Origin of the sequence: Kitasatospora aureofaciens (assembly GCF_001188955.3) — a bacterium.
Taxonomy (GTDB): Bacteria; Actinomycetota; Actinomycetes; order Streptomycetales; family Streptomycetaceae; genus Kitasatospora; species Kitasatospora aureofaciens.
This window is the reverse complement of sequence record NZ_JPRF03000078.1, coordinates 1-19,671: the sequence shown is the minus strand read 5'-3', so window position 1 is coordinate 19,671 and position 19,671 is coordinate 1. Positions and strand designations below refer to the sequence as shown.

At 73.5% G+C, this 19,671-nt stretch carries 15 protein-coding genes and 1 pseudogene; 7 read left to right on the top strand and 9 right to left on the bottom strand.

The genetic code is table 11. The features are described from left to right. Both HS99_RS36910 and HS99_RS36905 read right to left on the bottom strand, forming a co-directional pair. A partial coding sequence (locus HS99_RS36910; RefSeq protein WP_063738005.1) for a glycosyltransferase family 2 protein occupies nt 1-3,355 on the bottom strand: 3,355 nt, incomplete at its 3' end. Nucleotides 3,356-3,604: 249 nt separating this feature from the next. Continuing rightward, nucleotides 3,605-3,877: a WhiB family transcriptional regulator gene (locus HS99_RS36905; protein WP_030062195.1), complete on the bottom strand. Its 273-nt coding sequence runs from the start codon at nt 3,875-3,877 to the stop codon at nt 3,605-3,607. A 620-nt stretch (nt 3,878-4,497) separates the two neighbouring features. Here HS99_RS36905 and HS99_RS36900 point away from each other — a divergent pair. The 3 genes from HS99_RS36900 to HS99_RS36890 are packed head-to-tail and all read left to right on the top strand — an operon-like array spanning nt 4,498 to nt 7,423. After that, nucleotides 4,498-5,133, top strand: coding sequence for a cysteine dioxygenase (locus HS99_RS36900; protein ID WP_232543332.1), 636 nt, complete (start codon nt 4,498-4,500; stop codon nt 5,131-5,133). A gap of 42 nt (nt 5,134-5,175) precedes the next feature. Continuing rightward, nucleotides 5,176-6,141 (top strand): 2-phospho-L-lactate transferase, encoded by a 966-nt coding sequence (gene cofD / locus HS99_RS36895; protein WP_030289941.1) that lies wholly within the window; start codon nt 5,176-5,178, stop codon nt 6,139-6,141. Next, nucleotides 6,131-7,423: a coenzyme F420-0:L-glutamate ligase gene (locus tag HS99_RS36890; RefSeq protein ID WP_030289939.1), complete on the top strand. Its 1,293-nt coding sequence runs from the start codon at nt 6,131-6,133 to the stop codon at nt 7,421-7,423. The genes cofD and HS99_RS36890 overlap by 11 nt, the downstream gene beginning before the upstream one ends. A 143-nt stretch (nt 7,424-7,566) precedes the next feature. Here the strand turns inward: HS99_RS36890 and HS99_RS36885 are convergent, their stop codons facing one another. Next, complete coding sequence (locus tag HS99_RS36885) at nt 7,567-8,490, bottom strand: DNA-3-methyladenine glycosylase family protein (RefSeq protein ID WP_030289938.1); 924 nt, start codon at nt 8,488-8,490, stop codon at nt 7,567-7,569. 47 nt (nt 8,491-8,537) lie between these two features. Further along, nucleotides 8,538-9,701, bottom strand: coding sequence for a peptidoglycan recognition protein family protein (locus tag HS99_RS36880; protein WP_078958719.1), 1,164 nt, complete (start codon nt 9,699-9,701; stop codon nt 8,538-8,540). A gap of 104 nt (nt 9,702-9,805) precedes the next feature. Here HS99_RS36880 and HS99_RS36875 point away from each other — a divergent pair, with 104 nt between their 5' ends. The 3 genes from HS99_RS36875 (at nt 9,806) to HS99_RS36865 (ending at nt 13,501) form a co-directional block, all read left to right on the top strand. After that, on the top strand, nt 9,806-10,597 hold the full coding sequence (locus HS99_RS36875; protein WP_030289935.1) for a TIGR03089 family protein: 792 nt from the start codon (nt 9,806-9,808) through the stop codon (nt 10,595-10,597). A gap of 137 nt (nt 10,598-10,734) precedes the next feature. After that, nucleotides 10,735-11,859 carry an LCP family protein gene (locus tag HS99_RS36870; RefSeq protein ID WP_232543331.1) on the top strand — a complete coding sequence of 375 codons (1,125 nt, stop codon included), beginning with the start codon at nt 10,735-10,737 and terminating at the stop codon, nt 11,857-11,859. A gap of 148 nt (nt 11,860-12,007) precedes the next feature. Beyond that, nucleotides 12,008-13,501 carry an LCP family protein gene (locus HS99_RS36865; protein WP_223886052.1) on the top strand — a complete coding sequence of 498 codons (1,494 nt, stop codon included), beginning with the start codon at nt 12,008-12,010 and terminating at the stop codon, nt 13,499-13,501. Nucleotides 13,502-13,539: 38 nt separating this feature from the next. Here HS99_RS36865 and HS99_RS36860 read toward each other — a convergent pair whose 3' ends face one another. The 5 genes from HS99_RS36860 to HS99_RS48625 all read right to left on the bottom strand — a co-directional run bounded on the left by HS99_RS36860 (nt 13,540) and on the right by HS99_RS48625 (nt 19,260). After that, nucleotides 13,540-14,583, bottom strand: a complete 1,044-nt coding sequence (locus tag HS99_RS36860; RefSeq protein ID WP_030289931.1) for a glycosyltransferase family 2 protein — start codon at nt 14,581-14,583, stop codon at nt 13,540-13,542. Between the two features lie 335 nt (nt 14,584-14,918). Further along, complete coding sequence (locus tag HS99_RS36855; protein WP_030557204.1) at nt 14,919-17,489, bottom strand: ABC transporter permease; 2,571 nt, start codon at nt 17,487-17,489, stop codon at nt 14,919-14,921. Nucleotides 17,490-17,508: 19 nt separating this feature from the next. Further along, nucleotides 17,509-18,294, bottom strand: coding sequence for an ABC transporter ATP-binding protein (locus tag HS99_RS36850; RefSeq protein ID WP_046386331.1), 786 nt, complete (start codon nt 18,292-18,294; stop codon nt 17,509-17,511). Nucleotides 18,295-18,549: 255 nt separating this feature from the next. Beyond that, entirely contained in the window at nt 18,550-19,104 is a 555-nt protein-coding gene (gene ssuE / locus HS99_RS36845) for an NADPH-dependent FMN reductase (RefSeq protein ID WP_030289928.1), read from the bottom strand. A 78-nt stretch (nt 19,105-19,182) separates the two neighbouring features. After that, complete coding sequence (locus tag HS99_RS48625) at nt 19,183-19,260, bottom strand: putative leader peptide (RefSeq protein WP_355212135.1); 78 nt, start codon at nt 19,258-19,260, stop codon at nt 19,183-19,185. A 285-nt stretch (nt 19,261-19,545) separates the two neighbouring features. Here HS99_RS48625 and HS99_RS46005 point away from each other — a divergent pair. Further along, nucleotides 19,546-19,671 (top strand): annotated as a pseudogene (locus tag HS99_RS46005) (cobalamin adenosyltransferase family protein); the annotation flags it as partial.

The following is a 19,671-nucleotide window of genomic DNA, read 5'->3' as shown; positions in this document are numbered from 1 at the left end:
TGCCGGGGGCGGGGGCCTGCGCCTGGGCGGCGGCGGCCAGCGCGGCGGCGGCCACCACCTCCTCGGGCAGGTCGTCGTCCTTGTGGCTGCGGCGGCCGGGCAGGGCCAGCACCAGGATGGTGACGCCGAGCAGCACCTGGGCCCAGATCCAGCCGGTGTGGACGAGGCTGGCCTCGCGGGTGACACTCAGCTTGCCGCCAGCGGCCGGGAGCTTGAAGCCCTGCGCCCAGCCGTCGACCGTGGTGGGCTCCAGGGCGGTGCCGTCCACGGTGGCCTTCCACTCGGGGGCGGCGGACTCGGCGAGCCGCAGCACCCGGCCGTCCGGACCGGCCGGGACGGTGGTGGAGAGGTCGCGGGCCCCGGCCGGGACGACCACCGGGGTGGCGCCCGGGGCGGTGATCACCGCGCGCACCGCAGGGGCGCCGTTGACCTGCCAGAGCGCGGTGTCGCGCTCCTGGTTGGCCTTGACCAGGCCGGGGGTGGTGTCCAGGACGTTCTTGAAGGCGTCGACGGCCTGGCGCTCGACGAGCACGTAGGCGATGCCGTAGCCGGCCAGGGCGTTCGCCTGGTCGGCGCCGGAACCGGCCAGCAGGTTGCCGACCATCTTGTTCAGGCCGTCCTGGGTGCCGGTGGCCGGGTCGACGGTGGACTCGGCCTGGCCGAGGGTCAGCCCGGCGCCGCGCAGCACGGTGTAGCGGACGGCGCCCTTCTGCCCGGTGACGACGAGGGTGCGGGCCCGGTCGGTGGTGCCGGCCTCCTCGGCGATGAAGGCGGGCACCTGGCCGCCGTCGGCGCGGTGCAGCGGACCGCCGGCGCCGGTCAGCGCCCACCACAGGCCGGTGCCCAGCGGGGCCAGCACGGCCGCGGCCACCACCAGGGCGGCCACCGGCTGACGCCAGCCGAAGGCGATCCCGGCGACCCGGGCGTTGGCGCCGTCGGCACCGATCGCGGCGGCGGCGAGCAGGGCGATCCCGGCGATCAGGGTGGCCGGGCCGGCCCAGGCGGGCACCGCCTGGCCGCCGGAGGCCGGGGTGACGGAGGTGCCCGCCACCGCGACCGCGAAGAGCAGGCCGGCACCGGCCGCGCCCCAGGCGACGAGCACCGCGCGGCGCCGGTCGGCGCGCAGCAGCGCGGCCAGCGCGGCCAGGACCACACCGGCGGAGAGCCAGACCGGCGGCACCCCGGCGCCGCCCGGATTGACCAGCAGCAGGCCGGCCGCGCTCGCCCCGGCGCCGTGCAGACCGGGCAGCCCGGCCTCCAGCAGCAGCCACTGCGGGTGCGACAGCACCTTCAGCGACCAGGGGGCCAGCACCGCGACCGGTACCGCGAGGATCACCAGGACACGCAGCCCGAGCAGCCGCAGCGCCGTACCGCCGGAGCCGAAGGCGCCGCCGCGCAGCACCGCGACCACCAGCGTCGCCAGGCACAGCGGCACGGCGAGCGCCCAGGTCAGCGGTACGAAGGCGGTGGCCAGGGTGAGCAGCAGGACGGTCATCCAGACCGGCCGCCAGCCGGGGCGGGCACCCTTGGCGGCGCTCTCCTGGCGGATGCCGAGGCCGGCCGCGATCGCGGCGGCGCGGGCCAGCGGCGGCAGCAGCACGGCGAGGACGGCGGTGCCGATCCGGCCCTGGGCGAGCGCCCCGGTCGCCGCGGGCAGCAGCGCGTAGGTGGCGCTGGCCCAGGCGCGGACCAGCTTGGAGTCCAGCAGCGGCCGGGAGACCAGGTAGGCGCTGACCGCGGCCAGCGGGACGGTGAGCACCACCAGCAGGGTGAGCGCGAGGTCGGCGTGGCCGAACAGCAGCCAGGAGAGCACCGCGAGCACGCCGAGGTACGGCGGCCCGGCGGCGGTGGAGCCGGTGCCGATCGGGTGCCAGGCGTCCGCGTACATCGACCACAGGCTGCCCGCACCGTCGGAGGCGGGCAGCAGGGCGCCGCCGAACAGCTCGCCGCCGCCGAGCAGGCTGCGGCAGGCGACCAGGGCGAACACCAGCAGGCCGGCGAACAGCACCGGCGCGGGGCGCCGGGCCAGCTTCTTGAGCAGCGCGAACTGCTCGACGACGAGGTCCTCGCCGTCCTCGTCGCCGCCGGCCTCGACCGAGCCGTGGCGGCTGCCGGAGTCGTCGCCGCCCCCTATCCCGAGCGAGCCGATCACGCCCTCGACGGCGAGCCGGGTGGTCGCGCCGGGGGCCGGGAACAGCGTGCGGTCGTCCAGGGCGTCCGCCGCCCTAGTCCGGGCGCGGTGCTTGCGGGCGGTCAACAGCCTTGGGAGACGGACGAGTTCATGGCCGAGACCGGCCAGTTCGTCGATGGCCTGGCGGGCGTCCTTGCCGAGCAGGTTGGTGACGGCACGCACCAGGGTGCCGAGCACCAGGCGCAGCAGCACGTACGGGAAGAGCACGCCCCTGCAGTTGGCGAGCAGGGTGAAGACGGCGCCGGCCTTGTCCACCCGGTGCGGGTGGGCGGGGCCGCAGTCGATCGCCCGGCGCTCGCGGCTGGCCGCCTCGGCGTGCCGCAGCACCGCCTCGGGGGCGACCACCACGCGGTGGCCGGCGGCGTTGACCCGCCAGCAGAAGTCGGTGTCGTCCCGCATCAGCGGGAGGGCCTTGTCGAAGCCGCCGAGCTCCTCGAAGACGTCCCGGCGCACCAGCATGCCCGCACTGGAGACGGCGAGCACCGGGCGGACCTGGTCGTGCTGGCCCTGGTCCTGCTCGCGGCGGTCGAGGCCGGTCCAGCGGCGGCCGGAGCGGGCGATGGTGACGCCGACCTCCAACAGCTGGCGGCGGTCGTACCAGCTGCGCAGCTTGGGGCCGACCACGCCGGCGCTGGGGGTGGAGTCGGCGACCTGGAGGAGGCGGCGCAGCGCGTCGGTCTGCGGCTCGCAGTCGTCGTGCAGCAGCCAGAGCCACTCGATCGGCTGGGTCTCGCGCGGGCCGCCGCGGCCGAGGTCGTCCTCCTGGGCGAGCGGGTCGCCGAAGTCGTCCCAGCCGCCGGTGACCGGGTCGTAGCCGGAGGGGTCGAGCCGGTACGGGAGGTCCTCCGGGCGCAGGGGCGCGGAGCTCGCGACGGCCTCGGCGACGGCGGTGCCGAAGCCGGCCCGGCGGCCGAGCACCAGCGGGCCGCTCTCGGGCAGCCAGTCGGCGAGGGTGTCGGCGAGCAGCTGCGGGGAGTTGTCGGTGGATCCGGTGTCGACCGCGAGGATCCGCTGGACCTGGCGGTCCTGGCCGAGCAGGCCGGCCAGGGCCTGCGGCAGCCAGCGGGCGCCGTCGTGCGAGACGATCACCGCGGTGACCAGGTGGCGCGGGTAGGCGGGCGGCCTGGCAGCGGTGAAGCCGCCCTGGTGGCTGTAGACGGTCATCGAGTGCGCGGGCCCCAGTTCTCGGTGGACACAGCCGGTGAACGGCAACCGGATGGCGCACCACACTAACGGCTCTCGATGGCCGCCTCGTGCGCGGTGCCGGTGCGGAGGCGGTGAAGAAGGGGCCCGGGCGGAGTGGAAACGGCCCGGGAACACGAAAGCGCCCCACCGTCACGGTGAGGCGCTCGTACAGCCTGTGCGGCCGTCCGCCGTTGGCGGAGGGTCAGCGGGGGCCAGGGGCCACCGCGCTCAGACCGCGCTCTTCTTGAGCCGACGGCGCTCGCGCTCCGAGAGACCGCCCCAGATGCCGAAGCGCTCGTCATTGGCGAGGGCGTACTCCAGGCATTCCGAGCGGACCTCGCAGGCGAGGCAGACCTTCTTGGCCTCGCGGGTCGAGCCGCCCTTCTCGGGGAAGAAGGACTCGGGGTCGGTCTGGGCACACAACGCGCGCTCCTGCCAACCGAGTTCCTCCTCGTCCTCCGCGATGCCGTCCCCGATCAACAGCTCAAAGAGCTCGCTCATGTGGCGCGCCTCCTCTGCCCCTACTTGGCGTCCCCGTGGTTGCCGTTGCCTCGTGCGGCTGACGACACGAGTGAAATTACAGTTGCGTCACTCTGGCCCAGTCAAGCCGAGCTCTGGTATTGAGGCCGGGATTCACTCCCTGGCACCAAGCCATTACGAATAGTGTACATATTCGGACACATCGGACCTTCAGTCCGAAAGCCCTGGAGGGCGTCGAAACGTCCACAACCACTCGCGAAATGACGCCCGCTCACCGTCACAGGCCGGTCATCGGCCTCCCTTCCCGGCGATCTTCCCATCGAAACCTAGAGAGTGATGAATCACCCCATCAGGGAGAGATACGGACCTAATCCACTCGAATGCCGCATAGCCCGGTTTGACACCGGCCCCGCGAATGCGGTCTCCTTTCCCCTATGTCAGAGTTCGCCAGCCCCCGGAGCGGTTCCACGCTCCGCCGTGCCGTGAACTCCTGTTGTCGCCTCTGTTCCTGCTGTAGCTAGGCGCCCGCGTCCCACCGCGCGCCGCCCAGGAAGCACAGAGGCCGCCCGCGATTCCCGCCCCCAGGACATCCCGGATCCGGCTGCTCCCCGAACCAGCCGACTCATCCGAGGACGACCACCGTGCGCATGATCCGCATCCGCAAGCGGAACCGCGACCGCAACAAGCTCGCCCGCCTGGGCCTCTCCCCCGCCGTCCGCCGTACGGACGGACGCCGCTGGGCGGACGGGCTCAGCGACGTCTCCATCGCCGGCGACCCGCTCGCCTTCCCCCACCTCGCCCGCACCGACCTGCCCGGTCACCCCACCACCGTCGCCGGGTACGCCCGGCTGGTCCGCGAGATCGCCGCCGACCGCGCCCGCTGGGAGCCGCTGGTCCGCTACGACGCGCTGACCCGCTGGTACGCCCGGCTGGAGACCGGCCCCGGCTACGAGGTCTGGCTGCTCAGCTGGCTGCCCGGCCAGAGCAGCGGCTTCCACGACCACGGCGAGTCCTCCGGCGTGATGACCGTCGTCCGGGGCGAGCTGATCGAACGCTCCCTCACCCACGCCGGCGAGGGCGCCCGCACCCTGCGCCCCGGCGGGCAGCGGGTGTTCTCCTCCGGCTACCTGCACGAGGTGGTCAACGGCGCGCTCGAACCCGCCGTCTCCATCCACCTCTACACCCCGGGCCTGACCGCGATGAACCAGTACGGCGCCGCCGCCGTCCCCGAGCAGCACCCGGAACCGCTTCCGCGGGAGCAGGCCGAGCGTCATTGAGCGCGCACTGACGAAGAGTCCGGCCGTGGCAGGATGACCCCCATGCGCATCGTGGCACTGGCAGGCGGAATCGGCGGGGCGCGCTTCCTGCGCGGACTCCTCGCGGCGGTCGGACCGCAGGACGAGATCACCGTCATCGGCAACACCGGTGACGACATCCACCTCTACGGCCTCAAGGTCTGCCCCGACCTCGACACCGTGATGTACACCCTCGGCGGCGGGATCCACGAGGAACAGGGCTGGGGCCGGGCCGACGAGACCTGGTCGATCAAGGCCGAGATGAAGGAGTACGGCGTCGGCCCCGAGTGGTTCGGGCTCGGCGACCGGGACTTCGCCACCCACCTTGTCCGCAGCCAGATGCTCACCGCCGGGTACAGCCTCAGCCAGGTCACCGAGGCGCTGTGCGTGCGCTGGAACCCGGGCGTGCGGCTGCTGCCGATGAGCGACGACCGGGTCGAGACCCACGTGCGGATCACCGACGAGCAGGGCACCCGGGCCGTCCACTTCCAGGAGTACTGGGTCCGGCTGCACGCCGCCGTCGACGCCGAGGCGATCATCCCGGTCGGCGCGGACACCGCCAAGCCCGCGCCCGGCGTGCTGGAGGCCATCGCCGAGGCCGACGTCATCCTCTTCCCGCCGTCCAACCCGGTCGTCTCGATCGGCACCATCCTCGCCGTCCCCGGCATCCGGGAGGCCGTCGCCGCCGCCCCGGCGCCGGTGGTCGGGCTCTCCCCGATCATCGGCGGGGCCCCGGTGCGGGGCATGGCCGACAAGGTGCTCGCCGCCGTCGGCGTCGAGGCCACCGCCGAGGCGGTCGCGCTCAACTACGGCCCCGACCTGATCGACGGTTGGCTGGTGGACACCGCGGACGAGCACGCCGTCGCCGCCGTCGAGGCCGCCGGTATCGCCTGCCGGGCCGTCCCGCTGCTCATGACCGACGTCGAGGCCACCGCCGAGATGGCCCGGACGGCGCTGGCCCTGGCCGAGCAGGTCCGCCATGGCTCTTGAGATCCTGGGGGTCGAGGGGATCCCCGAGGTCGACGCCGGGGCGGACCTCGCCGGACTGATCGCCAAGGCCGGGACGTACCGGGACGGCGACATCCTGCTGGTCACCTCGAAGGTCGTCAGCAAGGCCGAGGGGCGGCTGCTGCACGCCGCCGACCGCGACGCCGCGATCGACGCCGAGACCGTCCGGGTGGTCGCCCGGCGCGGACCGGCCCGGATCGTCGAGAACCGCAACGGCTTCGTCATGGCCGCCGCCGGGGTCGACGCCTCCAACACCGCCCCCGGCACCGTGCTGCTGCTGCCCGAGGACCCGGACGCCTCGGCGCGGGCGCTGCGCTCCCGGCTCCAGCAGCTGACCGGGTGCCGGCTCGCCGTCGTCGTCACCGACACCTTCGGACGGCCCTGGCGCAACGGGCTCACCGACGTCGCGATCGGCGCCGCCGGGCTGTCCGTCCTCGAGGACCACCGGGGGCGCACCGACAGCCACGGCAACGAGCTGGTGCTGACCGTCACCGCGACCGCCGACGAACTCGCCGCCGCCGCCGACCTGGTGAAGGGCAAGGCCACCGGCGTCCCGGTCGCGATCGTGCGCGGCCTCGGACACCTGGTCACCGCCGAGGACGGCGCCGGCACCCGGCCGCTGGTGCGGGCCGCCGCCGACGACATGTTCCGGCTCGGCACCTCCGAGGCACTGCGCCAGGCCGTCACCCTGCGGCGCACCGTCCGCTCCTTCACCACCGACCCGGTCGACCCGGCCGCCGTCCGGCGCGCGGTCGCCGCCGCGGTCACCGCGCCCGCGCCGCACCACACCACGCCCTGGCGCTTCGTGCTGCTGGAGTCCGCCGGGACCCGGGTCCGGCTGCTCGACGCCATGCTCGGCGCCTGGCAGCGCGACCTGCGCGAACTCGACGGCTGGGACGAGGCCAGGATCGCCCGCCGCACCGCCCGGGGCGACGTCCTGCGGGACGCGCCGTACCTGGTCGTGCCGTGCCTGGTGATGGACGGCTCGCACGACTACCCGGACCCGCGCCGGGCCGCGGCGGAGCGGGAGATGTTCACGGTCGCCGCCGGAGCGGCGGTGCAGAACCTGCTCGTCGCCCTGACCGGCGAGGGGTACGGCTCCGCCTGGGTGTCGTCGACGATGTTCTGCCGCGACACCGTCCGGGAGGTGCTGGACCTGCCGGAGGGGTGGGACCCGATGGGGGCGGTGGCGGTCGGCCGGCCGGCGGAGGTGCCGCGGGAGCGGGCGGCGCGGAGTGCGGAGGCGTTCGTCGAGGTGCGGTAGGGGGTGCTGTTCGAAGGGCGGGCTCTCGGGAGGGTGGGTGACGCCGGGGCGCGTCCCTCTCGCCTTGGTCGGGTGAGGGGGCGGTGGGGGCTTCTCGTGGGCGCGCGGGGCGTTGCCCTGCGCGCCGCCCACGTGGCTTCCGGTCAGCGGTGGCGGTGGTCGTTGGGGGTGAGGCGGGGGCCGTAGCGGGGGGCGTGGGCGGTGGTGGCCAGGAGGAGGCGGCAGATGCGGTGGCGGTGGGGGCGGTAGGGCTCCAGGAGGGCGAGCATCTGGGAGTCGTCGCTGCGGGGGCGGCCCGCCAGGGCCCAGCCGACCAGGTTGGGGAGGTGGAAGTCGCCGACGGAGACGGCGTCCGGGTCGCCGTTGCTGCGTTGGAGGGTCTCGGCGGCTGTCCAGACGCCTATGCCGGGGACGGCCGTCAGGCGGGTGAAGGCCTGTTCGTGGGGCATCGTGGAGGCCTCCTCCAGGCGGGGGGCCAGCCGGACGGCGCGGATCACCGTGGCGGAGCGTTTGGGGTCGACACCGGCGCGGTGCCACTCCCAGCTGGGGACCATCGCCCATTCGCGGGCCGACGGGGCCACCCGCATGCCCTCGGCGGGGCCCGGGGCCGGGGTGCCGAAGTCGCGCAGCAGGGTGCGCCAGGCGCGGTAGGCCTCGTCGGTGGTGACCTTCTGTTCGAGGATCGCCGGGACGAGGGATTCCAGGACCAGTCCGGTCCGGGTGAGTCGCACGCCCGCTGTGCGGCGCTGGGCGTCGCGCAGCGGGCCGGGCGGGAGGACCAGTGCCTCGGGGTGGTCCTCCGCGCCGAGCAGGACGGGCAGCCGCTCCAGTAGCCACTGGGCGCCCGGGCCCCAGGCCGTCGCCTCGACCTCGCCGGCGGCGGGGCGCGGCAGCACCCGCAGGGTGCCGATGCCGGCCGGGGTGCGGGAGGCGCGCCAGACGGCGCCGTCGCCGGTGGTGCGGTAGGAGGGGTCGGCGGGGCCCCGGCGCAGTGGCAGGAGGGTGCGGACGGGGTCGAGCGGGAAGCCCGGCCGCCAGCGCCGTACCGCTTCGCTGCCGCCCGTCACTGCTGTCGCCTCCTGTGGTGCCTGAGGCTATGAACGATACGCGGCGGCTACTTGGCCTGGAGTTTGGCCGCGGCCGTGCGCAGGGCGGGCAGGCGGGCGTAGAGGGCCTCGCCGGGGCATTCGGTGTTGAAGGCGTCGCGGTGGCCGGAGATGGCGTCGAACTCGACGACCGTGCCCTTGGGGTAGCGGCTGGCGTCGGAGCCCGAGGTGAGTTTGGTGTGGCCGTCGGCGGCCTGGCCGGTAAGGCCGAGCTTCCAGGCGGAGATGGCGGTGATGCCGTCGAGGAGGGCCTGGGGCGGGTTGTCGCTGACGAAGGTGCCGATGGCGGCGACGCCGGAGGAGTCGGTGTTGAAGCCCAGGGTGTGGGCGCCGTGGACGGGTTGGGCGACGCCGCCGGCCCGGCCCTCGTAGATGGTGCCGCAGCGGTCCACGAGGAAGTTGTAGCCGATGTCCCGCCAGCCGCTGGTCTTGACGTGGTACTGGTAGATCGACCTGATCACCCGGGGGGCGTCGCTGCAGGCGTAGTCGGTGGCGGTGGCGGTGTGGTGGACGAAGACCTCGCGGACGGGGCCGGTGTACTCGAAGCCCGGTTCCCGCAGGGACTCGTCGGCGCCCCAGCCGGCCCTGGTGACGATCCCCGGACGCGGCGCCCGGTGGTCGCCGTCGGCGGGGGCTGCGGGCAGGGTGCGGGGGGCGGCGGCTGCGGGGGCACCGGCGCCGGGGTCGACGAGGTCGACCCGCAGTCCGGGCGGCAGTCCGGCCGGCCCGGGTCGGACGTCGACGGCGACGCCGTCGCTGCGGCCGGTCCACAGCGGGGCGGTGGCGCCGTGCGGGGCGTCGTCGGGGCCGTCCTCGGCGTCGGCCTCCAGGGTGTGCCAGTCGCTCCAGCGGCCGGTGGCGGCGTCCCGGGTGCGGACCCGGACGGAGCCGCCGTTCAGGGCCCCGGCCGGTCCGTCCCAAACGACGCCGAGGAGTTCGTACGGTCGGGTGGTGCTCGGGGCGAGCCCGTGCCCGGAGGTCAGCGGGAGCGAGGTGGTCGTGCCGCCGCCGGGGAAGACATGACGTTCGGCGCCGGAGGGAGGGGGCGCGGCGGAGGCGGCGGAAGCGGGCTGCAGCAGCAGGGCGGCGGTGCACCCGGCGAGGAGCGCAGCGGGGACTGGGAGGCGCGCGGCTCTGGTCGAGAGGCGCGCGGCCTGGCGTGAAAGGCGCATACAGGGGATCGTCGCCGCAAACCGGACGGCTCGCCACGCCGCCCCGCGCCCGCTCGGCCGCCCCTCCCGGCCTGCCGCTCGAAGGCCTTAGGCTGGGGCGCACCATGACTGCGCCATTCGCTGCCGATGCCCGCACCCCCGTCGAGCTGCTGCACGCATACCTGCGCGGCGGCACCCCTTCGGTCGATCCCGCGGCCCCGCTGGTCACCTTCTACGACGACGCCACCGGCGAACGGGTGGAGTTGTCCGCCCGGACCTTCGACAACTGGGTCGCCAAGACCTCCAACCTCCTGCAGGACGAGCTGAACGCCGGCCCGGGCGACCGCGCCGCGCTGCTGCTGCCCGCCCACTGGCAGAGCGCCGTCTGGCTGCTGGCCTGCTGGTCGGTCGGTGTGACGGCGGTGCCGGCCGGCGACCCGGCGGCCGCCGACCTGGTGGTGAGCGGCCCGGACGGTCTGGAGGCCGCCCAGGCCTGCGGGGGCGAGCGGGTGGCCCTCGCACTGCGGCCGCTGGGCGGCCGCTTCCCGCACCGCCCGGACGGCTTCCTCGACTACGCCGCCGAGGTGCCCGGCCAGGGCGACCGCTTCGCGCCGTACTCCCCCGTCGCCCCGGACGGGGAGGCGCTGGAGACCTCGGTGGACGGGCTGCCGCTGAAGCTGACCGGGGAGCAGACCGTCGCGCTGGCCCGGGAGGGGGCCGTGCGCCTCGGTCTGAAGCCCGGCGACCGGGTGATGTCCACCCTCTCCTTCGACGACTGGGCCGGTCTGGAGGCCGGTCTGCTGGCCCCGCTGGCGGCCGGCGCCTCGGTGGTGCTGTGCCGCAACTCGCAGGGCCTGGACGCCGGGCAGTGGGAGAAGCGGGCCGAGTCCGAACGGGTGACTGTCCGCCTCGGCTGACCCCGGCGGCGCCCCGGCGGGTAGGGATCCCTGCCATGGCCGAGGATGACACCGAGCACCCCCCGACCGACGAGACTCCCCCCACGGACGCTCCCCCGAGTGGACCGAAACGCCCGCGACGGCGCCGGCGGTGGCTGATGATCACCGCCGGCGCCGTCGCGTTCCTACTGGTCGCCGCCGGCGTGACGCTCTGGATCGCGTACCGCAAGCTGGACGGCAACATCACGACCGACTCGGCCACCGACCGGCTGCTGGCCGAGCTGGAGGCCGAGCGTCCGGGCCGTTCCTCGGCGGCCGCGGGTGCCCGGAACATCCTGCTGATCGGGAGCGACGACCGCAGCGGCGCGAACTCCTCGTACGGCGGCCAGCCCGGCACCCAGCGCTCGGACACCACGATCCTGCTGCACCTGGCCGCCGACCGGAAGCACGCGACCGCGGTCTCCATCCCGCGTGACGTCATGGTCACCGTGCCCTCCTGCGAGAAACCGGACGGCAGCCGCAGCAAGCCGGGGACGATGCAGTTCAACTGGGCCTTCGAGCTGGGCGGTCCGGCCTGCTCGATCCGCACCGTCGAGCAGCTGAGCGGCATCCGGGTCGACCACTACGTGATCCTCGACTTCAGCGGCTTCAAGGCCATGGTGGACGCGATCGGCGGGGTCGAGGTCTGCGTGCCGCAGCCGATCCACGACAAGGACGCCAAGCTGGACCTGGCCGCCGGGCGCCAGGTGCTGCACGGCGAGCAGGCGCTCGGCTACGTCCGGGTCCGGGAGAGCCTGGGCGACGGCAGCGACACCCAGCGGATGGGCCGTCAGCAGCAGTTCCTGGCGTCGCTGATCCGCAAGGTGCAGTCGCAGGGGGTGCTGCTGAACCCGACCAGGCTGTGGCCGGTGCTGGACGCGGCCACCTCCTCGGTGAAGGCGGACGCCGGCCTGTCCTCGCTCGGTGCGCTCTACGACCTCACCCAGGACCTGCGCGACATCCCCTCGCCGAACGTGGTGTTCCTGACCGCGCCGCGCCGCCCGTACCACTACGACTCGGACCGGGACGAGTTCGTGCAGCCGCAGACCACCCAGCTGTTCACCGCGCTGCGGGAGGACCGGCAGATCGCCGTCCGGCCGCCCGGCTCGACGCCCGCGCCGGACGCGGGGACGAGCCCCGGGGCCGTGGTGGCCTCCGACGAGGCGACGGCGTCCCCCTCGGCGAGCGCCTCGCCCACCTTCGAGGGGCGCACCGCCGACGTGGACTCCTGCGCACAACACTGAGACCCGCGCCGGGGTTTGCCGTCCCATTGCTTTTCCGTGACGGATCTCATACTCGGAACGATTCCCCCGTTCGGCTCGTCTAGTGTGTCCGGATCGACCCACCGCCCGGGTGGGTCGCCTCCCGTGACGGCCGGACGTAGGGAATCCCGTGCAGCAGGACCAACCGGACACCGACCAGTACAACGGCGGCGGCCGCCGGGACAACCGCCGGCGGGCGGCAGCGGTCGCCCGGCGCAACCGGCGCCGGCGGGTGCTGAAGTGGACGGCCGGGACGGGCGCGCTGGTGATGGTCGCGGGCTGCGGCGGGGCGTACTACCTGTACCAGCACTTCAACAACAACCTGACCTCGGTGAAGGTCCAGCTGGGCGACGAGGCGGAGCGGCCCAAGGCCGCCGGGGACGCGCTGAACGTCCTGGTGATCGGCACGGACAGCCGGGCGGGCCTCGGACGCGAGTACGGCGACGAGGGCAGCACCGGGCACGCCGACACCACGCTGCTGTTCCACATCGCCAAGGACCGCTCCAACGCGACCGTGGTCAGCATCCCGCGCGACCTGATGGTGCCGATACCGGAGTGCGAGGACGGCAAGGGCAAGAAGATCCCGGGCTCGGCGCGGGACATGTTCAATACGAGCCTCGGCCAGGCGGGGCGCGACGCGGGCTGCACCTGGAAGACCGTCGAGAAGATGACCGGCATCCGGGTCGACCACTTCGTGCAGGTCAACTTCGAGGCGGTGAAGACGCTCTCCACCGCCGTCGGCGGGGTCGAGGTCTGCGCGGGCAAGGACATCGACGACAAGGACTCGCACCTGAAGATGTCCAAGGGCCGCCACGTGGTCCAGGGCGAGGAGGCGCTGGCCTTCGTCCGCACCCGGCACGCGGTCGGCTTCGGCGGCGACCTCACCCGGATCCCGCTCCAGCAGCAGTTCATCAGCTCGATGATCCGCAAGATCAAGAGCGACGACACCCTGACCAGCCCGAGCAAGCTCTACCGGCTCGCGGACGCCGCCACCAGGGCGCTCACCGTGGACTCCGCCATCGGCAGCGTCGACAAGCTGAAGGACCTCGCGCAGGACATCAGCAAGGTGGACACCGGGAACATCACCTTCACCACCGTGCCGGTGCTGGACGACCCCAAGGACCAGGACCGGCTGATCCTGCGGCAGCCGGACGCCGGGCAGGTCTTCTCGATGATCGCGGGCGACCGCTCGCTGACCGCGACCCCGCCCGCCGCCGAGACGCCCGCCCCTGCGGCACCCAGCACCACCGCCCCTGCGGTGGACACCAAGGACGTCCCGGTGACGGTGCGCAACGGCAGCGGGACCCGCGGACAGTCCGGGCCGACGGTGGACAAGCTGAAGGCCAAGGGCTTCGCCAAGGCGGCGGTCGGCTCCGACGCCCCGCCCGCCGCGACCACCACGGTGTCCCTCCCGGCCGGCCGGGAGGCCGAGGCCGCCGCGCTGGCCACCGCCCTCGGACTGCCCGCCGACGCCGTACGGCCGAACCCCAAGGCGGGCCCGAAGGACCCGCTGCTGCTGGTGCTCGGCAAGGACGCCCTCGCGGCCCCCTCGCAGGCACCCACCGAGGCCCCGAAGGACCTCCAGCGGGTGCAGGCGGACGACGTCGACGTGTGCGCCAAGTAACGGCGTGTGCGCCAGGTAACGGCGTGCGCGCCGGGTAACTACGAACGCGCCTGGGAGAGCACGTCCTTCGAGGTCGGGCGGACGCTGGCCATCACCCGGCGGGCCAGCGAGCGGGGCGAGGTGATGAAGCCGAAGCCCCAGCTGAGGTGCATGGTCGCGAGCGCCACCGGCAGCAGCGCCCTGGCCCGGAGGGACAGGCCGCGGCCCTCGACCACCGCGCCGCCGAGGATGCCCAGCAGGTAGGCACCGGGCACCGCGAGGAAGGCCGGGTGGACGGCGGCGCCGAGCACCAGGCCGAGCACCACCGCGAGCAGCGCGCTCGGCGGGGCGAGGTAGCGCAGGTTGACCGAGCCGCGGTGGTAGCGGGTGACCACCCGGCGCCAGCGGCCGTAGTCCTTGTACTGCTTGGCCAGTGCCCGGACGGACGGCCGGGGGCGGTACGTCACCTTGAGCTGCGGGGTGAACCAGACCAGCCCGCCGTCCTGGCGGATCCGGTAGTTCAGCTCCCAGTCCTGGGCGCGGATGAACTCCTCGTTGTAGCCGCCGAGCTTCTCCAGCACCTCGCGCCGGAACACCCCGAGGTACACGGTGTCCGCCGGGCCGGCCAGGCCGCCGGTGTGGAAGGCCGCGTTGCCGACGCCGATCTTGGAGGTCATCGCGGCGGCGACCGCGTTCTCCCACTCGGTCTCGCCCTCGGCGTGCATGATGCCGCCGACGTTGGCGGCGTCCATCTCGCCGAGCAGCCGGACCGCCGTGGTGATGTAGCCGGGCGTCAGCAGGCCGTGGCCGTCGACGCGGACCACTATCGGGTACTGCGAGCCCCGGATCGCGGCGTTCAGCCCCGCGGGGGTGCGGCCGGTGGGGTTCTCCACCGTGCGCACCCGCGGGTCCTCCGCCACCAGTTCGGCGGCGATCTCCGCGGTGCGGTCGGTGGAGGGGCCGAGGGCGATCACCACTTCCATCGGCCCGGGGTATTCCTGGTCCAGGATGCGCCGGACGGCCGTGCGCAGGTGTCGTTCCTCGTTGAGCACCGGCATGATCACGGAAACAGCCGGCAGCTCCTCAGCAGCCTTGGTGTTCATCGGGGCCAACCGTACCGGTGCCGACGCGTTGCCGTCTTGTCCCGGTTCCGTCGCTCCCGGTCCCCCGGAGGGCGGCACCGGCGCCGTGATCACGATCACCGTACCGTTCCGCTTCCCCGGGCCCGAATCCGGGCGGGAGCGGTGCAGGTTCGGCGCAGGTTCCGGGCGTCCGGTGAACGGCGGTGAACAGGGCGGATCCGGCCCCCGACAGGATGTTCACCAGCTGCCGCGGCAGGGGCCGGGCACTGTGCGCGCCCGGCCCCCGTCCCCCGTTCCCCCGGGTTCCCCCGTTCCCCCGCTCCCCCGTGGGTGACCCGACGTCCGGCGTCGCCGGGTCAGTCCGTCGCGATGGCCGCGAGGACGTTCATCCGTCCGGCCCGGAAGGCCGGGACGAGGGCGGCGACCAGACCGATCACCACCGAGGAGACCAGCGTCACCACGACCGTGGTGGTCGGGACGGAGAGCGTCCCGAGGCCCTGGTCCCGCAGCACCCGCTGGGCGGTGACGCCCCAGGCGAGGCCCAGACCGGTGCCGAGGACGGCGCCGAACAGGGCGATCACCACGGACTCCAGCCGGATCATCCGGCGCAGCTGGCGGCGGGAGATCCCGATCGCCCGCAGCAGGCCGATCTCGCGGGTGCGCTCCACCACCGACAGCGCCAGGGTGTTGACCACGCCGAGCACCGCGACGGTGATCGACAGGCCGACCAGACCGTAGATCAGGTAGAGCAGCGTGTTGACCTGGGACTGCACGAGTTCCTTGTAGCCGGCCTGGTCCTTCACGGTCAGCTGCGGGTACTGCTGGAGCGCCTCCTGCAGGGCGGTGAGCGTCCTGCCGACGTCGGCGCCGGGGGCGGCCTTGGCGAAGAACGTCCACACCGGGGGCTGCTCGGCGGCCGGAACGACCTGGGCCAGGGCGTCCAGGCCGACGAAGGAGCCGTCGCCCAGCAGCCCGCCCTTCTGGAACACCACGCCCACCGGCAGCGTCTGGGTGCGGCCCTTGCCGTAGTCGACGGTCACGCGGTCTCCGACCTTCAGGCCGTGGTCCTCGGCGAAGGTCTCGCCGATCCCGAGCGAACCGCGCCCGATCGAGTCCATCGCGCCGGAGCTGACCGTGGGGTGGAAGTCGCTGCCGAAGAAGCTGGCCGGCACCGCGGTCAGGTCCGTCCTGGCGTTCTGCCCGCCGGGCAGCTGGACCTTGGTGCGGAGAAGGTTCTCCTGGGTCGTGACGTGGTCGATGCCCGGGGTGCGCTTCACCGCGTCCATCATCTCGGCGGTGACCGGGGCCTGGCCGCCCGAGATGATGTAGTCCACGCCCACCGACCTGTCGATCTGCACACTGGCCGAGCTGACCGCCGAGGAGCTGAACACCGAGGAGCCGATCACCAGCGCCAGCCCGATCATCAGTGCGGCGGCGGTGGCGCCGGTGCGCCGCGGGTTGCGCATCGCGTTGCGCTGGGCGAGCTTGCCGGAGGGGCCGAACAGGGCCGGGAGCAGCGCGCCGAGCACCTTGATGACGACGGTGGCCAGCAGCGGGCCGAGCACCACGAAGCCGATCAGGGTGAGCAGCAGGCCGAGGCCCAGGAGCTGCCCGCCGGTGCCGGCCCGGTCCGCCGTCCCGGCGAGCACCAGCAGGCCTGCGCCGCCGCCGGTGAGCAGCACCCCGAGGACCGTACGGACCAGGTTGGAGCGGGCCTCGGCCGGGGTGCCGTGGTCGCGCAGGGCGGCCATCGGCGCGATCCGGCTGGCCCGGCGGGCCGGGATCCACGCCGCGACGACGGTGATCAGGATGCCCACCGCGTAGCCCGCCACGAAGACGTCGGGCCCGACCTCCAGGTCGCTCGCCTTGAGGTCCATGCCGATCGCGTTCATCAGCTTGATGAGGCCGACGGCCACGCCCAGGCCGACCGCCACGCCGAGGGTCGAGCCGAGCACGCCCAGGATGAGCGCCTCCACCAGTACCGAGCCGTTCACCTGCCGGCGGCTGCCGCCGATGGCGCGCAGCAGACCGATCTCGCGGGTGCGCTGGGCGACCAGCATCGAGAAGGTGTTGATGATCAGGAAGCCGCCGACGATCAGCGAGATGCCGGCGAAGCCGAGCATCGCGTACTTCATGAAGTCGAGGCCGCTGCCGATCGCCTTGGTGTTGTCGGCCTTCTGCTCGGCCGCCGTCTTGACCTGGTAGCGGCTGCCCAGCTCGGCGAGGGTGTCGGCCTTGAGCCGGTCGTTGCTGCGGCTGCCGTCGCCGAAGGCTTCGACGGAGGTGTAGGCCTGCTCGCCGAGCAGCACCTGCTGGGCGGTCGCGGTGTCCAGGAAGGCCAGCGCGGCGCCCGGGTTGGTGGTGGTGAAGGTGGCGATGCCGGCGATCGTGTACGGGTGCTGTCCCGTCGCGTTGTCGACCCGGACCTTGTCGCCGATGCCGAGCCCGGCCTTCTTGGCGGTGTCCGCGTCCAGCACCAGCTCGCCGGAGTTCTGCGGGACGTGCCCGGAAGTGATCTTGACCGGGTTGCGCGGGGTGTCGGTCCAGTTGCCGACCAGGGTCGGGGCGCCGCTGGTCGGGCCGACCAGCTTGTTGGTGGCCGGGTTGACCAGGATCGCGTTGCCGACCATGACCTGGCCGATCGCGGTCTTCACGCCCGGCACCGAGGCGACCTGCTGGGCGAGCGGGGCCGGGACCGTCGCGGGCTTGTCCCCGGCCTGCGGCTCCTCGTCGTCGGCCGGCTTGGGCGGCTGGACCGAGATGTCGGAGGCGGTCGCGGCGAACAGCTTGGAGAAGGTGCTGGTGGCGGTGTTGGAGAACACCAGGGTGCCGGACACGAAGGCGACCGACAGCACGACGGCGATGAGCGAGAGCGCCATCCGGCCCTTGTGGGCGAAGAAGCTCCGCAGTGAGGTCCTGAGCAGCATGGTTTCGTCGTCCCGCCGCTCAGCTGGTGCGCTTGCCGTCGAAGCGGCGCATGCGTTCGAGGACGGAGTCGGCGGTCGGCGCGTGCATCTCGTCGACGATCACGCCGTCGGCGAGGAAGAGCACGCGGTCCGCGTAGCCGGCGGCGACCGGGTCGTGGGTGACCATGACCATGGTCTGGCCCAGCTCGTCCACCGAGCGGCGCAGGAAGGTCAGCACCTCGGCGCCGGCCCGGGAGTCCAGGTTCCCGGTGGGCTCGTCGCCGAAGATGATCTCCGGGCGGGCGGCCAGCGCGCGGGCCACCGCGACGCGCTGCTGCTGACCGCCGGAGAGCTGGGTCGGGCGGTGCTTGAGCCGGCCGGCCAGGCCGACGGTCTCCACCACCTGGTCCAGCCAGGCCTGGTCGGGCCTGCGGCCGGCGATGTCCATCGGCAGCGTGATGTTCTCCAGCGCGTTCAGGGTCGGGAGCAGGTTGAACGCCTGGAAGATGAAGCCGATCTTGTCCCGGCGCAGCCTGGTCAGCTGCTTGTCCCTGAGGCCGGTGATCTCGGTGTCGCCGATCCAGATCCGCCCGCTGCTGACCGTGTCCAGCCCCGCCAGGCAGTGCATGAGGGTGGACTTGCCGGAGCCCGAGGGGCCCATGATCGCGGTGAAGCGGCCGCGCTGGATGTCCACGTCGACCGCGTCGAGCGCGGTCACCCTGGTCTCGCCCGATCCGTACGCCTTGGTCACCTGGCGGGCCGTGGCGGCGACGGCGGACGGTCCGCCGGGAAGCTGGGGGTCGTACACGGCTGCTGCCGTCGTCACTGGAGTCTCCTAAGAAGTGGCCCACCCGTTGGCCCCCACCCTCCCGACGAGGTCGGGTGGCGGACCCGATGGAACCGGGTCGCCCTCGGAGGGGCGGGGGCGTGAGAACCACGTTAGGAGTCGTCGTCAGGAGGCTCGTCCTCCGTCGGAATGAAGCGGTGCAACCAAGGTTCTACGGGTGCGGCACCCCCTCCCCCTAGGGGGTGCCGCGGGCCGTCTCGGGGTCGCCCCGTACGGGGTCGGGCGGGCGGCAGGTCAGCCGGTCAGGACGGGTGCGGCCAGGCGTTCGAGGGCGTCGGCGAAGCCCGCCACGACGGGGACGAGCTGGGCGTCGGTCTCGCACTCGACGAGGGTCGTGCCGTCCTCCGCGGCGGTGATGTGGCGGTCGAGCACGAACCAGCCCTGGGTGATGTGGCCGGCACCCATCGAGCTGAGCACCGGGCGCAGCGCGTAGTCCACGGCGAGGACGTGCGCGGGCGAGCCGCCGGTGGCCAGCGGCAGGACGGCCTTGCCGGCCAGGGCGTACTGCGGGAGCACGTCGAGCAGGGCCTTGAGCAGGCCGGAGTAGGCGGCCTTGTAGACGGGAGTGCCGATGACGACGCCGTCGGCGCGGGCGAACAGCTCGGTGACGGCGGCGATCTCCGGGTGCTCGAAGTCGCCGGAGAGGAGCGCGTGCGCGGGCAGGCTGCGGGCCTCGAACGGGATGACGTGGTGGCCGCGGTCCACCAGGCGGGCGTCGACGTGGCGCAGCAGCCGGGTGGTGCGGGAGGTGGCGGACGGGGAGCCGGATACGGACAGGACGGTGGCCATGGTTCACCTCTGGCTGGAAGCGGGGTCGCTTCGCAGCGGCCGCTGCTCGGCTGCTGCGGTGGGGGTGGCGGGTGCGCTTCAGCCGCGACAGAGGGAACCGGACACACGCTGCAGGTCGACGTGCCGCCGACGCGTGAGTGCCCGCCCCTGGTCCATGCCTGGAATGCAAACACGCTGCGTTCGAAGCGGTCAAGAATCGTTTCGGCGCTCGGAACGCGGGTGACGGGCGCGTTTCACGCCGGAACGATCCGGTACGTGCATCAAAACTGCTACAAGAGGCCTGGCGGGGGCCCCGGGGGGAGTCAGCAGTACCGGGGTCGGGCATCCTCGACGGCATGAACACGTGGCAGGAGGGCCGCCCGGGCGGCGGCGGGAACCCGTACGGAGGCAACGGCGGCGGTGCGGCGGCCGAGCCGCCGCTGCCGGCCGGGCTGAACCCGCGCGGTCGGCGCGCTGCCCGAGGACGTGGCGGCCGTGCTCGTACGGGTCCAGAACGACCTGTTCGACGTCGGCGCCGACCTGTCCACGCCCGTGGTCGAGGACCCGAAGTACCCGCCGCTGCGGGTG

Bases quoted from the DNA above. Each gene is read 5' to 3' on its own strand.
- HS99_RS36905 (WP_030062195.1), bottom strand. From the start codon at position 3,877: ATGAGCGAGCTCTTTGAGCTGTTGATCGGGGACGGCATCGCGGAGGAC.
- cofD (WP_030289941.1), top strand. From the start codon at position 5,176: ATGCGCATCGTGGCACTGGCAGGCGGAATCGGCGGGGCGCGCTTCCTG.
- HS99_RS36890 (WP_030289939.1), top strand. From the start codon at position 6,131: ATGGCTCTTGAGATCCTGGGGGTCGAGGGGATCCCCGAGGTCGACGCC.
- HS99_RS36880 (WP_078958719.1), bottom strand. From the start codon at position 9,701: ATGCGCCTTTCACGCCAGGCCGCGCGCCTCTCGACCAGAGCCGCGCGC.
- HS99_RS36875 (WP_030289935.1), top strand. From the start codon at position 9,806: ATGACTGCGCCATTCGCTGCCGATGCCCGCACCCCCGTCGAGCTGCTG.
- HS99_RS36870 (WP_232543331.1), top strand. From the start codon at position 10,735: ATGATCACCGCCGGCGCCGTCGCGTTCCTACTGGTCGCCGCCGGCGTG.
- HS99_RS36860 (WP_030289931.1), bottom strand. From the start codon at position 14,583: ATGAACACCAAGGCTGCTGAGGAGCTGCCGGCTGTTTCCGTGATCATG.
- HS99_RS36855 (WP_030557204.1), bottom strand. From the start codon at position 17,489: ATGCTGCTCAGGACCTCACTGCGGAGCTTCTTCGCCCACAAGGGCCGG.
- ssuE (WP_030289928.1), bottom strand. From the start codon at position 19,104: ATGGCCACCGTCCTGTCCGTATCCGGCTCCCCGTCCGCCACCTCCCGC.
- HS99_RS48625 (WP_355212135.1), bottom strand. From the start codon at position 19,260: ATGGACCAGGGGCGGGCACTCACGCGTCGGCGGCACGTCGACCTGCAG.